Below are 15279 nucleotides of genomic sequence, written 5' to 3'. Positions count from 1 at the left end.
GTTTTAATGGTTTAATTGGTAAAGTGATTAAAGATAACTGATTTATATCATTCTTTAAAACTAATATTACCTCTAAATTTGGTTTGGTTTAAAGCCCTTAACATATGGTGGTTAAAAAGAAAATGACACTACAGTTTTATCAAAACCTTGGTAAGTTGTTTTATGCTATTGCAGCTATAGATGGTAAAGTAAGTGCGAAAGAATTTGAGAAACTAAAACTATTAGTAAAAAAGCAATGGTTAGAGGTAGATGCTATTGAAGATGCTTTTGGTACAGATGCCGCTTACCAAATTGAATTTGTTTTCGATTGGCTTAATGAAGCTAGATCGCTTAACACGAAGACTTGTTTTGACGATTTTATTAATTACAAAAAAAGCCAAAGTCACTTATTTACTAAAGAGATTAAAAGCCTAATATTAAAAACGGCTTCGGCAATTGCTTATGCTTTTTCGGGTATTAATAAGTCTGAACTTACTTTGTTAGCAAAATTAGATATAGAGTTAAAAATATCCTAAAGTTATTCTCGTGTTTCAGCCTTTGAAACCGCAGTTTAATTGACGATTTTAAACTTAAAAATGGGATAAATATATTAGAAAATGAAAAGTAGTTTTAACAATATTATAAAATCAGAACCATGTGTTTTAGTAGACTTTTTTGCTGATTGGTGTGGCCCATGTAAAACGCTATCTCCAATATTAAAGGATGTTAAAAAAGAGCTTGGAGATACTGTAAAGATTGTGAAAATTAATGTTGATAAAAATGAATTGCTAGCAGCAAAGTACCAAGTACGTGGTGTGCCAACAATGTTGCTTTTTAAAAATGGAAATCAGGTTTGGAGGCAATCTGGAGTACTTCAAAAAAATGATATTATAGCAGTTATCAATTCAAATTAAAGCGTACAAATAATCTCGAAGCCATATAGCGCATTTTAATTTTGGTAATTAGGGGTTTGTTCAGGTACATGTCCTAGAGCATTAGTTGTATCTATCAAAATATCACGTTAAAATTTAAACGATCTTATTAGTCATGAAAGTATGTTTTTGTATCAGTATACTATTGCTTACCGTGTCTTGCTCAGATAAACAGGATAAAATTTTACCTGTAGAACAATCTTTAACGGAGTCTGTTTATGCCTCGGCAACGGTTCAGCCCGACAGCCTTTATAAAGTTTATGCCGCTGTTTCAGGAATTTTAGACGACGTTCTTGTTAAAGAAGGCGACTTGGTAGCTAAAGGAAAACCCTTGTTTCAAATTATTAATAGTGCACCAAAATTAAATAGTGAAAATGCCAAATTTGCTTTAGATCTCGCTAAAGAAAATTATAATGGAAGTGCAGCTATTTTAAGTGGTATTAAAGATGAAATTGATGCGGCTATCCTTAAACTTAAAAACGATTCGATTAATTATTTCAGACAAAAAAATCTTTGGGAACAACGTATAGGTTCCAAATTGCAATATGAAAGTAAAAAGCTCACTTTCGACTTGGCTGTAAACCAATTAAAACTTTTAAAAAACAATTATAATAGAACCAAATATGAGTTGCAAACCGTAGTAAAACAAGCGGAAAATAATTTTAATACGGCTTCCATAGCAACAAGTGATTTTATGGTTGCTAGTAAAATGAATGGGAAAGTTTATGCACTACTAAACGAACCAGGGGAGATTGTATCAAGTATGGAGCCTTTAGCAGTTTTAGGCAGCACAAATCGTTTTATTATTAATTTGCTGGTAGATGAGGTAGATATTGTTAGAATTAATAACAAGCAACAGGTGTTGTTAGTTTTAGAGGCGTATGCAGATACTGTTTTTGAAGCTCAGATTTCTAAAATTTATCCCAAAAAGGACGAACGAAACCAAACTTTTACCGTTGAAGCTGTTTTTATAAATCCACCAAAAATATTGTATCCAGGACTTTCTGGTGAGGCTAATATTATCATAACCAAAAAGGAAAATGTATTAACCATTCCTAAAGCTTATTTAATAGACGATAATAAGGTAAAAACAGACGACGGTATTGTGTCTGTAAATATTGGTGTGCAAAATTTAGATGCCATTGAAGTGCTTTCAGGAATAACCAAGGATACATATATTTATAAGCCAGACAAATGACTAATTGGAGCATCATATTAAGTATTGCTAAAACACATTTACTTACTAAAATAAAGCAAACATCCATTGCTGCATTAGGTGTAACATTTGGTATTGGGTCTTACATTACTTTAGTGTGTTTTATGACAGGTTTAAACACCATGTTGGATGATTTAATGCTAAATCAAACACCACACATTCACGTTTACAATGAAATTGAACCTTCAAAAAAGCAACCGGTTTCATTATACGATAATCTTAGTAATAGTTTTAACGTTATTCATTCCATTAAACCAAAATTAAGTCAGAAAAAAATACATAATGCTTTACCAATTATAAATTATTTAGAACATAGTGATAAAGTATTAGGCGCACTTCCTCAGGTAAAAGCACAAATTTTCTATATAGCAGGATCGATAGAAATTAGTGGGAATCTTATAGGTATCAATCCTATTGAAGAAGCTAAGTATTTTAATATGAGCGATTATATTATAGAAGGGTCTGCCATGGCATTACAAAATACAGATAATGGGATTTTGTTGGGTATTGGTATTGCAAAAAAAATGGCTTTAAAAATAGGAGACCGTATTCAGGTAAGCCCAATAAATGGTTCTATTTTTCCATTAAAAATTGTAGGGTTTTATCAAAGTGGTGTAGCCGATGTAGATGCTATTCAAAGCTTTACTAATATTAAAACGGTACAGCGCATTTTAGGAGAAGCTAATAACTATATCACAGATATTAATGTGAAGTTGTATGATATAGAAACAGCCATACCACTTGCAAAAACAATAGAACAACAATTTAACCTTAAAGCTATTGATATTAAAACCGCTAACGCACAGTTTGAAACCGGAACAACAATTAGAAACTTAATTACCTACGCTGTGTCTATAACACTTCTTATTGTAGCAGGATTTGGTATATACAATATTTTAAATATGCTTATTTACGAAAAAATGAATGACATCGCTATTCTTAAGGCTACAGGGTTTTCTGGTAAAGATGTACAACTTATTTTTATGAGTCAAGCTATGATAATTGGTTTTGTTGGTGGTGTTTTAGGTTTGCTAATTGGTTTCGGGTTAACGAGTTTAATCGAAACAATTCCTTTTAAAACAGAAGCTTTACCAACCGTAGAAACATACCCTATAAATAAAGATCCGTTGTACTTTACAATAGGCTTTTCGTTTGCTATGGTATCAACGTTTCTTGCGGGGTATTTACCAGCAAAAAAAGCCAAAAAAATAGATCCAGTTAAAATTATAAGAGGCCAATAATATGAGTGTTATTTTAGAAGCTAAGCATATTAATAAATACTTTAAAAAGCCTGTGAATTTTCATGTGTTAAAGGATATCAGTTTTCAAATAAGAAAAGGGGAATTTGCATCTGTTATGGGGAAATCGGGTTGTGGGAAATCGACTTTGCTTTACATTCTTTCCACTATGGATACCGATTACGAAGGTGAACTATATCTTAAAAACCAACTTATTACAGGTCAAGATAGCACGCATTTATCTCATTTGCGTAACAAACATATTGGTTTTGTGTTTCAGTTTCATTATTTGCTTTCGGAGTTTTCGGTGCTAGAAAACGTTATGCTTCCAGCTAAGAAATTGGCAGAAAAATCACTTCAAGAAATTGAGCATAATGCCATTCAAAAACTTAAAATTCTAAATATTGAGCATTTAGGATCTAAAAAAGCATCGCAAGTTTCTGGTGGTGAGAAACAGCGTGTAGCTATTGCTCGTGCACTTATAAACGACCCGTCTATAATTATGGGCGATGAGCCAACGGGAAACTTAGATAGCCACAATGCTGAAAATGTATTTAATATTTTTAAACAGTTGAGTGATGAGCAAGGTTTGTCTCTTTTAATCGTTACACACGATGAAGATTTTGCAAATAAAACAGATAGAATTATTCAAATGGAAGATGGAAAAATACTTCTGTAAACACACCTTTCATTCATGATATTAATCATTTTTAATACCCTCTTTTGCAACTAACTTTATAGTGTAGTTTTAAGCAAAAGGTATGAAAACACTTCAAGACATAGAAAATCAAATAATAACGTTAACGACAAGCATAGAAGTAAATTACCCCGAGCTATATGCTACGTTAGATGAAAACCCAGTTACTATTCCTAGTAATAGTCATCCGGATATGACCATAACTATTATGGAAGATTATCTAGAAAGTTTAAAACAAATATTAAAGCAATACAGTAAAACTCATAATAAAAAGTAATGGCATTTATCGATTATTATAAAATACTAGGCATTTCTAAAACTGCTACAGTAGGCGATATCAAAAAAGCCTATCGTAAGCTAGCGCGTAAATATCACCCAGACTTAAACCCTAATGATAAGCTTGCAGAGCAAAAATTTAAGGAGATTAACGAGGCTAATGAGGTGCTAAGTAATCCTGAAAATCGTAAAAAATACGATGAGTATGGGGAGCATTGGCAACATGCCGAAGAATACGAAAAAGCGAAACAACAAAAGCAGTATCAGCGAAGCACACAGGGACCTCAAGGTGGTTATTCCGAAGAAGATTTTTCGGATTTTTTCGGAGATATGTTTGGAGGAAGAGCGTCTGGAAGTAGTGGCAGACAAGTAAAGTTTAGGGGGCAAGATTTTAATGCGCAACTGCAGTTAGAATTAAAAGATGTTTATACTACTCAAAAAAGGACATTAACCGTAAATAATAAAAACATACGTATTACCATTCCTGCTGGTGTTGAAAATGGACAGGTTATTAAAATTAAAGGGCATGGAGGAAAAGGAGTAAATGGTGGTCCTAATGGCGATTTGTATATCGAGTTTTCAGTGGTTAATAATTCACTTTTTAGAAGAGATGGTAATAATTTATACGTTTCGGTAGATTTAGATTTGTATAAAGCGCTGTTAGGTGGCGAAATTATGGTGAATACTTTTGATGGAAAAGTAAAACTTACCGTAAAACCAGAAACCCAAAATGGCACCAAAATAAAATTAAAGGGCAAAGGGTTTCCTAAGTATAAAAAAGAAGGACAATTTGGCGATTTGTATGTAACCTATAATATAAAAACACCAGTAAACCTTTCAGAAAAAGAAAAAGAACTGTTTACAGAACTTTCAAAATTGCGATAAAATGGACACAGCACAACTTATATCAATACAACAATTTTGCACACATTACAATGTACCTGTAAAGTTTATTAACGCCTTACAAGAATACGAGTTAATTGAAATTACGATTACCAATAATCAAGATTATTTAAAAACTAACCAGCTTAATGCTATCGAAAAAATGATGCGAATGCATTATGATTTGGATATTAATTTTGAAGGTATAGATGTTATTTATAATTTATTAAAACAAGTAGAGCTGCTTCAAGAAGAAGTGCGCATTTTAAAAAATAAATTAAGCGCTTATGAAGGTTTTTAATTTGCTATTATGACAACAATAGAATACATAAAAGAATGGTTAAGTACCAATCCACTAATATGGAATGTTATTCGGTTTCTTGCCATACTATTTGTTATTTTATTAGGTGTGCAGTTGGTAAGACGCTATTTAAAAAAACACATTTCTAATACGGTTATACGTTATAAAGCTCAAAAAGCCATAGAGATTATAGGTTATGGATTGTTAATTTTTTTAACTATCACTTATTTTTCTGGTTCTATTAAGGATTTTACAATAATTATAGGACTATTTACTGCAGGGTTAGCATTTACATTACAGGAGTTAATCTTAAGTATTGCGGGATCAATCTATATATTTTTAGTAAAAGTTTATAAACCTGGAGATCGCATTGAAATTAATGGCATTAAGGGAGATGTTATAGATGTGGATAGTATTTATACAACCATGATGGAAATTGGCCAATGGGTTGAAAGTGATAACTATAGTGGGCGTATTGTAAAACTGAGTAATGCTTTTGTGTTTAAAGGTCCAATCTATAACTACTCGCAAGATTTTCCTTTTATTTGGGATCAATTCAATTTGCCTATTCGTTATGGTTCAGATATGGAACTTGCAAAATCTATTGTTATTAATATTGCTTCAGAAACCCTTTCAGAATACACTAAGGCATCCAAATCGCAATGGGAAGCGGTAGTGAATAAATATTATATTGAAGATGCTATAGTTGAACCTACACTTGCTATTAGGCTTACCGACAATTGGGTGGAATTCAATTTAAGGTATATTGTAGATTACAAAAAAAGACGATTAACAAGGCACCTTCTTCATGATGAAATTCGAAAAGCTTTCGAGCAAACAAACGGAAAAGTGGTATTAGCATCAACAACAATAGAGCTTATTAAAATTCCTGAAATAAAGATAAATTCAGAACAAATTTAAAAGTAATAATACCCATTATAAATGGTGTTCGCTGGTTGTAAACTTATTTTTTTTACTATGGATTTATTAACTTTATAAGCATCGAAATGCCAAGATATACTTTTAGTGAGTTTTAATTAAAAAACATATGGCTAATAATGAACATGACGTACACGGACATTACCAGGTTTTAGGTAAGAAAACAGAGCTTTACTTTGCAGTCTTTTGCGGTGTTTTTCTAGTTATAGGTTTTAGTATTGAAAAATTAATTGGCTTAGAAGGTTGGTTTTCTTTGTTAAGTTACATTATTTCTTATTTTTTTGGAGGGTTCTTTATTACTATCGAAGCCATAAAAAAAATTCCGAAAGGTGAATTTGATATAGATTTTTTAATGATTGCCGCTGCCGCTGGAGCTGCTTATATTGGTAGTTGGGCAGAAGGCGCGTTACTTTTGTTTCTATTTAGTTTAGGTCATGCTTTAGAGCATTATGCCATGAATAAAGCTAAAAAATCTATTGAGGCTTTAGGTCATTTATCTCCAAAAACGGCTCTTGTAAAAAGGAATGGAAAACTTGAAGAAGTACCAATCGAGACTTTAAAAATAGAGGATGTTATTGTTGTTAAACCAAATACAAAAATTGCAGCCGATGGTGTTATTTTAAGTGGTAGTTCTAGTATTAATCAAGCACCAATAACAGGGGAAAGCATGCCAATTGATAAAACAAGCATTGCTAGAACAAACAATTTGCCGGAGTTTAAGGATATTGATAAAAGCCATGTTGTATTTGCTGGTACAATTAATGGGGATAGTAGTATTGAGGTTTTAGTGCTTAAACTAACAGAAGATTCTACGGTTTCTCGATTAATTAAAATGGTAAGCGAGGTTGAAACTCAAAAATCGCCAACACAGCGACTCACCAAAAAGTTTGAAAAATGGTATGTGCCCATTGTTATTATAGTTGTTTTTCTATTGTGTTTTGCTTTCATTATAGTAGATGAAACTTTTAATGCAAGCTTATACCGAGCCATTACAGTATTAGTTGCTGCTAGTCCTTGCGCATTGGCAATTTCAACGCCAAGTGCTGTTTTAAGCGGGATAGCAAGAGCCGCTCAAAAAGGAGTGCTTATTAAAGGCGGAAAAGCTTTAGAGGATTTAGGCGAAATAACTACTATAGCATTCGATAAAACGGGCACATTAACCGAAGGCAAACCAAAACTCACAAATTTAATTCCTTTAAATAATTTTAATGAGAAGGATTTAGCTCATTTAGTTTTGGAGGTGGAGAGTTTAAGCAACCATCCGTTGGCAAAAGCTATAGCTAATGATTTAGGTGTGAAATTTAATATAGCGTCTCAAAATAAAGCATCTAATGTAAACGCTATTCAAGGAAAAGGTATTCAGGCACAATATAAAGGTGAAAAAACACGTATCGGTAATGTAAAATTAATGGAAGATTCAGGTATAAAAGTCACTAAAACCATTCATTCTAAAATGAATCAGCTTTTACAAAATGGACATACCGTAATGTTAGTAGCGTTTAAAACTGATATTGTAGGACTAGTTAGTGTTATGGATTTACCTCGCAAAACCGCCGCTTCTACCTTAAAGCGATTGCAGGAAATAGGTGTTAAACACATGATAATGCTTACAGGAGATCATCAAAACGTTGGTGATGCTATTGCTAAACAAATAGGACTAACTGAAGCTAAAGGAAACTTGCTTCCAGAAGATAAAGTTTCGGCTATAAAAGCATTAATTAAACGCGATAAAAAAATAGCTATGGTAGGAGATGGTGTTAATGACGCACCAGCAATGGCATTAAGTACAGTAAGTATTGCTATGGGAGCAGCAGGTAGCGATGTCGCATTAGAAACAGCCGATGTAGCTCTCATGTCCGATAAAATTGAAAATTTACCTTTTGTTATTGGTTTAAGTCGAGCCTCTAAGCGTATTATTAAACAGAATATTTTTATAAGTCTTGGTGTTGTAGTGCTGCTAGTTCCAGTAACCATTTTGGGACTAACAAATATAGGTGTAGCAGTAGCTTTTCATGAAGGCTCAACCATTGTAGTGGTTTTAAATGCCTTGCGATTACTTCGTTTTAAAATGAGTTAATTCTTAAGTTTTATGAAAAATTAATTGGTCTTGGTACCATGAGTAGATTTCTTAAAGAAGTAATCTCATTTGTTAATTGTGAGAACTGATTAATATCATAGTCTAAAGCTAACATTATTAGTATTTTAGGTGAAATACTAGACTATAACACCATGATAAGGAATTTACAGCAAGATGAATGTGCAAATATTCTGGCATCCAATTACATTGGTAATCTATCCTATATTTATAGAGATCGGCCCTATGTAGTGCCAATAACCTATTTCTTTGATGCACAAAATAATGTTATTATTGGTTACTCAGCCGAAGGCCATAAAATTAGAGCCATGCGTAAAAACACAAGTGTTTCTTTAGGGGTTTCAGAAATCGATTCGGTTAATTCTTGGAATTCAGTGCTCGCTCAAGGCACATTCAAAGAGCTTTCTGGAAGTAATTCCAAAGCGCAACTGCATGTTTTCTCTTTAGGTGTAAAAGATTTAATTATTTATAAAGAACACAGGAAACTAGATTTTATAAGTGAGTTTTCTAGTAAAATCTACAAAGATGATTTTCCAATCGTTTTCCAGATAAAAATAGATGAGCTTACCGGTAAAATTAGAAACCACTAATTTACTAAGTAAACTATAAAAGTCAAGTTGATAGGAGTTTAATCAATTCAATAAATGTCGTATTAATTAAAGTAATAATTTCAAAAGGATGAAATATTTATATCTAGTTGGGCTGTTAGTTGTGTTTTTAGCGTGTAAAAACGATAAACGTGAGGAAAATACTTTGGAGAATAAGGTTTTAGACAGCCTTAAGCGGATGCCTTTAGATTCATTAAAATTAAAGGATTTTGATATTGAATCCTTAGATAAATCTGTTACCATTGAGTTAAAGCAAAAACAACTCATCGAAAAAAAAGATGAAAGTGAAGAGCTTGAGGAGTTGATAATTGATAAGCATTACCTGGTTGAAAAGAAAGATTATACCATTAATTTTAAATACCCGCTAATTAACGAATCTTATAAACTCACTAACAGAAATTTTAATGAGTTTATTAATGATTATTATGTTAATATAACCAAAACAGAATCTGATATTTTAGAGAGTAAAGCGTTCTGTGATAGTATAGATGCTAAAACATTTAGGGAGGAGCGCTTTATCGATTATAAGATTTATAATGTTAATGATCTGCTAGTAAGCGTATTGTTTTATAAAGAGAATTTTTATAATGGTGCCATGCATCCTAGTTATTCTTTCGATTGTTTTAATTTCGATTTAAACAGAGGTGTTTTTATGACTTATGCCGATTTTTTTACTCAGGATTCAGAAGAAGAGTTAGTAGATATTATAAACAAAAACATAAATAAACGAATTGGAAAAGCAGATATTTACTATGATTGCTGGGAGGTTTCTTTAGATGATTTTTCTACAAGTAAAAACAACTTTGTACTCAATGATACTTATATCGAATTCTATTTTGATGATTGTGTAATATGTCCATCGTACACAGGTACATATTCTATTGAACTGCCTTTAACCAATTTGCTTTCAGTTTTAAAGAAATACGATTCTAATCCATTAGTTTTTTAATGTAGTTGAGCGGTATTGTAATTTTTTAAAGTGTCATATTATAATAAAATCAGTGCGACTTACCAATTTATTAGTCAATAGACTCAATACTCATTTGGTGGTCATCAAAACAAATTTGGCATCTATTCTATGTACAACAAATTAGCTTTGTAATTGGTAATAAACATGAATTCAAGGCTATTTTAAATTTTATTAACTAGTATCGCTAGAGCATAATTATTAAGGATTCTTCATTTTAATAGAGGTTTTTTAGTGGAATTCTCTAAACCAGCTAAAAACTAGTGAAAAAAAATTTTGTTTTAACATAGTTTTAATATATATTTGGCAAACCAATTTGGTAAACCAATTTGGTGTACCAAAACTAATATTAAACAAAAACTAAATTAATGAAACAAACAAGAAATTTAAAAAAGACGCTCCTATTATTAATAGGGTTTTGTTTTGCATTGAATTTAAATGCACAGCAAAAGACGATAACCGGTGTGGTTACTGCTGAGGCAGATGGTATGGGACTTCCAGGTGTTAATGTTATTGTTAAAGGAACAACTACAGGAGCATCAACAGATTTTGATGGTAATTATTCTATTACTGTAAGTGGTAGCGATGCCGTTTTATCTTTCAGTTATATTGGATATGTTGCTAAAGAGATTACAGTAGGTGGTAACAATACAATTAATGTTGCCTTAGTTGAAGATTTAGCTGCGCTAGATGAAGTTGTAGTTGTAGGGTATGGTACTCGAAAAAAATCACATTTAACGGGAGCAGTAGCAAAAATAGGTGGTGATGATGTTGCCGCTGTACAAACAGCTCGTGTTGATGAAGCATTGGTAGGAAAGCTACCTGGTGTTAATATTCAAAATCAGAGTGGTGAACCTGGTTCGGACTTAAAAATACAAATTAGAGCAGGATCTTCACTTTCGAGTAATTCAGATCCTTTAATTGTTGTTGATGGCTTTCCGATTTCAGGAAATTTAGCAACGGTTAATCCAAACGATATTGAAAGTTTAGAGGTGTTAAAAGATGCTGCTTCTGCCGCTATTTATGGTTCTTTGGGAGCAAATGGTGTTATTTTGGTAACCACCAAAAAAGGAAAAACAGGAAAACTAAATTTTAGTTATAACGCCTATACAAGTACTTCAAGAAAGTATGTAAAAGATATTGAGATGCTTAAAACTGCTGGTGAATGGGCAGAAGACTTACAATCAGGTGATTATGATCTTTCTTTTACTGATCCAGGTTTATTAGAATATAGACTTGATGCATACACGAATGCACCAGATGTTGTGAGTATTGAAGATTGGCTTTTTAAAAGTGGTAATTCAACTAGCCATGATTTTAGTGTGAGTGGAGGATCTGAAAATATTAAAGCGTTTGCTTCACTTGGTTATTTAAATACCGATGGTATTGTGAGAGGGCAAGGTTATGAAAGATATAACGGACGTATGAATATTGATGCTAATTTGAACGATAAATTTAAAGCAGGCTTGAGTATGAATGGATTCTATGGTAATCAAGATATTGTTCCTTGGGAAATGAGGGATCTTTTGAGATCGTATAGTATAAGTCCTATATACCATACACAAGCGTCGATTGATTTCGTTCAGCAACTAGATCAAAAAAGACAAGCTTTATTCGATTCTGGGTTTACAGGAAATAATATAGGGCAGTCGTTTGATAGTAATTATAGAGGTGTAGGTTTAGATCCTACTAGTATCTATGATTTACAACCTGGTGATGTAGTTCACGATTGGCAATACGGTAGAAATCAAAATGGAATTGGAGGAACAGGAGATGCTGGTGTAGCTGCTAAATTTGACAATTCAAGAAGATATAAGAAAACATATTATGGAAACGTAAGTTCTTATTTACAGTATGAGTTAATGGAAGGGTTAAACATTAAAACCATTTTTGGCGCAGATTTACGTGATGTTAATGAGTACGAATATCATGGAGTACAATCAGATGGTCAACAACGTGCTGATAGAGGAACATTGGATATAAGTGATATAAAAAAGTCTACTGTGTTAAGTACAACTACTGTAGATTATTCAACTGTACTTAATGATAAGCATGATATTAATGCAGTTGTCGGTATGGAGTTTGTAAATACTAAATTCACCGGACTTGAATCAGATGGTACTAATGCACCTGAAGGTTATCCTTTAAATTATTCTTTTTTCAATGCTGAAGATGTCATTTCTAATAGAATTGAAGAGAAGCAATCAAGAAGAGGTATTTTTGGAAGAGTTGCTTATGCCTATGATAATAAATATTTGTTATCAGCATCTGTTAGGAGAGATGGTGATTCACGTTTTGGGGCAAATGAAAGGTTTGCAGTATTTCCAGCATTGTCTTTAGGGTGGAATGTACACAAGGAATCTTTTTTACAAGATAGTGAAACGTTAAGTTTGTTAAAGCTTAGATTTAGTACAGGTTCTTTAGGGACTTCTTCAGATTTAGGTTCTTATAGTTCTTTAAGTATTTTAGGAACTTCGCCTACTGCTTTTGGTACAGGGTTTTTAATTCCTCAAGATGTGGCAAATGCAGATTTAACTTGGCAAACCAATAAAGAAACTAACTATGGAGTTGATTTAGGGTTTATAAATAATCGTTTCAGATTAAGTGTAGATTATTATAACTCAGATGTTAACGATATGTTGATTCAACAAAGTGTTTCTGAAGTTTTAGGAACACCACAAATTAGACTTAATCGTGGTGATATTACTAGTTCTGGTTTAGAGTTTGAACTAAATGCTAACATCATGCAAAAAGATGATTTTTCTTGGAGTATGAATGCCAACTTATCTACAGTTAATTCAGAAATTACTAGCTTAGGATCTCTTGATGAATTACCTAGACAAATTTATGGTGGGCCGTCTGGTAGAGGTGTTGAGTTTAGAAACTATGTAGGTGGAGAGCTTGGTGAAATGTGGGGTTATGAAAGCGCTGGGAGAGTTGAAACCATATATATGGCAGATCCAACTAGAAATGTTGGAAATGGTAGTGGTTTAGCTTATATAGTAGATCAAAATGGTGATGGTGACATTACTTATGAAGATGATTATGTTAAATTAGGATCGGCTACTCCAGATTTTTACTGGGGATTGTCTAGTACTATGAACTATAAGGAATTTGATTTATCATTCCAGTTCCAAGGATCTCAAGGTGCTGAAGTGTATAATATTGATCCTATTTACTGGCAATCGGAATTTCGTGACTCTACAACACCTGCTTTTGACCTTGAAAGCGATGGTATTGCCGATAATAATGGCCTGCATTATCAATTAACCAGAGATGTACATGGTGCATTGATTCAAGATGCATCATACATTGCTTTAAGAAATATAACTCTTGGTTATACACTTCAACCAGATTTTATAAGCAAAATGGGAATAGGTTCTCTGAGAGTATATGCTGCAGCTACCAATTTATTATACATAATGGGTAAAGATTATACGTCTTTTAACCCAGAAGGTGTTGAGATTGAAAATAGTAATTATGCAGGCCCTACAACTTACGGATATCAAGAAGGAGCTAGCCCGATTGTTAGAAGTTTTACTTTCGGCGTAAATGTTAATTTTTAAATAAGAAATAATGAAAAAAATAAAATATATATATATAACATTAGTCGCTACGTTGTTGATAACAGCATGTGATAATGATTTGGAGCAATCACCTTCTTTAGATTTAGAAGCAATTAATTTGATAGAATTTGGACCAGTTTTAAATGCAGCATATTACTATCACACAGGAGTTGCCATGCCGCAAGCGGTTTTAGGAGATTTTAGAGCAGACAATATGTTGATGTTAGAAGATCCTTTTACATCAATTGATACGTATAACTCAGACTTGGCAGGAGGAGATATGACAGGTGCATTTTTTACCCCTGTTTATCGTAATTTATATAAGGCAATATTAAGTGCTAATAACGTTATTGAAAACTCATCAAATGAAACTCAAATTGCCGAGGCTAAATTTTTAAGAGGATTATCTTACTTTAAACTAGTGCTTATTTTTGGTGATGTTCCTGTTAACTTATCGGCTGCACCAAGTACTTCCGATTTGTCTATCTTGGTTAAACAACCAGTGAATGATATTTACAATGATGTAATTATTCCAGACTTCCAAGATGCTATAGCGGGTCTAGATAATTCTGATATAGCTTCAGGACGCGCAAGTCAAATTGCTGCACGTGCATTTCTTGGTAAAGTATACATGCATAGAGGTGATTTTGGCCCTGCAGCGACAGAACTTGGAGCTGTAGTAAGCGCTGCTAGTGCTGCTGGTATAACTTTAGAGCCTAACTTTGCTGATGTAGTAACCGATATTAGTTCAGAAATTATTTTTGCAACGAAAATATCAGGTTCTATTTCTAATGCCGATGGTTCTACGTCTTCTTCTACATTTCCAGGTTGGTTTTCTGGAGGTGATACTAAATCTAGTACACCTTTAGATCCGCGCTTAACTGCTGCTTTTGATGCTAGTAGTGCTGCTGGTGGTGGTACAGATTTAAGAAAAGCATTAACTATTGATGCAGCAGGTGGTAAAGGTGTAAAATATACTGGAGGTGCCGATCAGGACTTTATAGAAATGAGACTATCTGATGTTATTTTAATGTATGCGGAAGCATTAAATGAAAATAGCACACCTGCTAGTACAGTACTTCCTTTATTAGATCCAATAAGAACGAGAGCTGGTTTAACAAGTTTAACGGGTACGGTAAGTTCTCAAGCAGATGTTAGAGAAGTTATTTATGATGAAAGAAGAGTAGAGTTAGCGCTTGAAGGACATAGATGGTTTGATTTAGTAAGAACAGGCACAGTTGATGCTGAAATGGGGCTTACTATTAATGCAAATTATTACATATTCCCTATTCCAGATAGCGAAATACTTGCTACCAACGGAGTAATCACACAAAACGACGGTTACTAACAGGAAAAACTTTAATTTAAGTTAGTTTGATTTTTAGGTTCTCCGATCTTTTTTAAGGTCGGAGAACCTTTTTTTATACCCTTAATCCAAATTAAAACTAGCATTAGGTTTGTGTCATTTTAATGTGATTGATACTCTTAAATAACTACATTTTGCCCTTTTGGTTTTGGAATAATTATTATCCTAAATAACTAGTCTTAGCTAAAAAGACTTCTTAAATTTGAGGCATAAATTT

The 15279-nt window shown here is 32.8% G+C and carries 14 protein-coding genes; all 14 read left to right on the top strand.

All coding sequences use genetic code 11. The features are described from left to right. Positions 1-122 precede the first annotated feature (122 nt). The 14 genes from AAFN75_RS03965 (at position 123) to AAFN75_RS03900 (ending at position 15044) form a co-directional block, all read left to right on the top strand. Positions 123-515, top strand: a complete 393-nt coding sequence (locus AAFN75_RS03965) for a hypothetical protein (RefSeq protein WP_411808325.1) — start codon at positions 123-125, stop codon at positions 513-515. A gap of 81 nt (positions 516-596) precedes the next feature. Then, complete coding sequence (trxA, locus tag AAFN75_RS03960) at positions 597-893, top strand: thioredoxin (RefSeq protein WP_411808324.1); 297 nt, start codon at positions 597-599, stop codon at positions 891-893. A gap of 133 nt (positions 894-1026) precedes the next feature. Beyond that, positions 1027-2109 carry an efflux RND transporter periplasmic adaptor subunit gene (locus AAFN75_RS03955; protein ID WP_411808323.1) on the top strand — a complete coding sequence of 361 codons (1083 nt, stop codon included), beginning with the start codon at positions 1027-1029 and terminating at the stop codon, positions 2107-2109. Continuing rightward, positions 2106-3368: an ABC transporter permease gene (locus AAFN75_RS03950; RefSeq protein ID WP_411808322.1), complete on the top strand. Its 1263-nt coding sequence runs from the start codon at positions 2106-2108 to the stop codon at positions 3366-3368. Before AAFN75_RS03955 ends, AAFN75_RS03950 begins: the two co-directional genes overlap by 4 nt. A gap of 1 nt (position 3369) precedes the next feature. Beyond that, entirely contained in the window at positions 3370-4044 is a 675-nt protein-coding gene (locus tag AAFN75_RS03945; protein WP_411808321.1) for an ABC transporter ATP-binding protein, read from the top strand. An 82-nt stretch (positions 4045-4126) separates the two neighbouring features. Then, positions 4127-4339 (top strand): hypothetical protein, encoded by a 213-nt coding sequence (locus AAFN75_RS03940; protein ID WP_411808320.1) that lies wholly within the window; start codon positions 4127-4129, stop codon positions 4337-4339. Continuing rightward, positions 4339-5223, top strand: coding sequence for a DnaJ C-terminal domain-containing protein (locus AAFN75_RS03935; RefSeq protein ID WP_411808319.1), 885 nt, complete (start codon positions 4339-4341; stop codon positions 5221-5223). The genes AAFN75_RS03940 and AAFN75_RS03935 overlap by 1 nt, the downstream gene beginning before the upstream one ends. A gap of 1 nt (position 5224) precedes the next feature. Continuing rightward, positions 5225-5521 carry a chaperone modulator CbpM gene (locus tag AAFN75_RS03930; protein ID WP_411808318.1) on the top strand — a complete coding sequence of 99 codons (297 nt, stop codon included), beginning with the start codon at positions 5225-5227 and terminating at the stop codon, positions 5519-5521. Between the two features lie 9 nt (positions 5522-5530). Then, positions 5531-6442 (top strand): mechanosensitive ion channel family protein, encoded by a 912-nt coding sequence (locus AAFN75_RS03925; protein WP_411808317.1) that lies wholly within the window; start codon positions 5531-5533, stop codon positions 6440-6442. Between the two features lie 127 nt (positions 6443-6569). After that, positions 6570-8537, top strand: a complete 1968-nt coding sequence (locus AAFN75_RS03920; protein ID WP_411808316.1) for a heavy metal translocating P-type ATPase — start codon at positions 6570-6572, stop codon at positions 8535-8537. A gap of 152 nt (positions 8538-8689) precedes the next feature. Continuing rightward, positions 8690-9145, top strand: a complete 456-nt coding sequence (locus tag AAFN75_RS03915; RefSeq protein WP_411808315.1) for a pyridoxamine 5'-phosphate oxidase family protein — start codon at positions 8690-8692, stop codon at positions 9143-9145. Positions 9146-9233: 88 nt separating this feature from the next. Beyond that, positions 9234-10112 carry an RsiV family protein gene (locus AAFN75_RS03910; protein WP_411808314.1) on the top strand — a complete coding sequence of 293 codons (879 nt, stop codon included), beginning with the start codon at positions 9234-9236 and terminating at the stop codon, positions 10110-10112. A 386-nt stretch (positions 10113-10498) separates the two neighbouring features. Further along, on the top strand, positions 10499-13696 hold the full coding sequence (locus AAFN75_RS03905; RefSeq protein ID WP_411808313.1) for a SusC/RagA family TonB-linked outer membrane protein: 3198 nt from the start codon (positions 10499-10501) through the stop codon (positions 13694-13696). A 10-nt stretch (positions 13697-13706) separates the two neighbouring features. Next, positions 13707-15044, top strand: a complete 1338-nt coding sequence (locus AAFN75_RS03900; RefSeq protein ID WP_411808312.1) for a RagB/SusD family nutrient uptake outer membrane protein — start codon at positions 13707-13709, stop codon at positions 15042-15044. The last annotated feature ends 235 nt before the right edge of the window (positions 15045-15279 follow it).

It is taken from the genome of Algibacter sp. AS12 (assembly GCF_046736315.1).
Taxonomy (GTDB): Bacteria; Bacteroidota; Bacteroidia; order Flavobacteriales; family Flavobacteriaceae; genus Algibacter_B; species Algibacter_B amylolyticus.
Note: the sequence above shows the minus strand (reverse complement) of the source record. Positions and strands in the feature narration are given on the sequence as shown.

Bases quoted from the DNA above. Each gene is read 5' to 3' on its own strand.
- AAFN75_RS03965 (WP_411808325.1), top strand. From the start codon at position 123: ATGACACTACAGTTTTATCAAAACCTTGGTAAGTTGTTTTATGCTATT.
- trxA (WP_411808324.1), top strand. From the start codon at position 597: ATGAAAAGTAGTTTTAACAATATTATAAAATCAGAACCATGTGTTTTA.
- AAFN75_RS03955 (WP_411808323.1), top strand. From the start codon at position 1,027: ATGAAAGTATGTTTTTGTATCAGTATACTATTGCTTACCGTGTCTTGC.
- AAFN75_RS03950 (WP_411808322.1), top strand. From the start codon at position 2,106: ATGACTAATTGGAGCATCATATTAAGTATTGCTAAAACACATTTACTT.
- AAFN75_RS03945 (WP_411808321.1), top strand. From the start codon at position 3,370: ATGAGTGTTATTTTAGAAGCTAAGCATATTAATAAATACTTTAAAAAG.
- AAFN75_RS03940 (WP_411808320.1), top strand. From the start codon at position 4,127: ATGAAAACACTTCAAGACATAGAAAATCAAATAATAACGTTAACGACA.
- AAFN75_RS03935 (WP_411808319.1), top strand. From the start codon at position 4,339: ATGGCATTTATCGATTATTATAAAATACTAGGCATTTCTAAAACTGCT.
- AAFN75_RS03930 (WP_411808318.1), top strand. From the start codon at position 5,225: ATGGACACAGCACAACTTATATCAATACAACAATTTTGCACACATTAC.
- AAFN75_RS03925 (WP_411808317.1), top strand. From the start codon at position 5,531: ATGACAACAATAGAATACATAAAAGAATGGTTAAGTACCAATCCACTA.
- AAFN75_RS03920 (WP_411808316.1), top strand. From the start codon at position 6,570: ATGGCTAATAATGAACATGACGTACACGGACATTACCAGGTTTTAGGT.
- AAFN75_RS03915 (WP_411808315.1), top strand. From the start codon at position 8,690: ATGATAAGGAATTTACAGCAAGATGAATGTGCAAATATTCTGGCATCC.
- AAFN75_RS03910 (WP_411808314.1), top strand. From the start codon at position 9,234: ATGAAATATTTATATCTAGTTGGGCTGTTAGTTGTGTTTTTAGCGTGT.
- AAFN75_RS03905 (WP_411808313.1), top strand. From the start codon at position 10,499: ATGAAACAAACAAGAAATTTAAAAAAGACGCTCCTATTATTAATAGGG.
- AAFN75_RS03900 (WP_411808312.1), top strand. From the start codon at position 13,707: ATGAAAAAAATAAAATATATATATATAACATTAGTCGCTACGTTGTTG.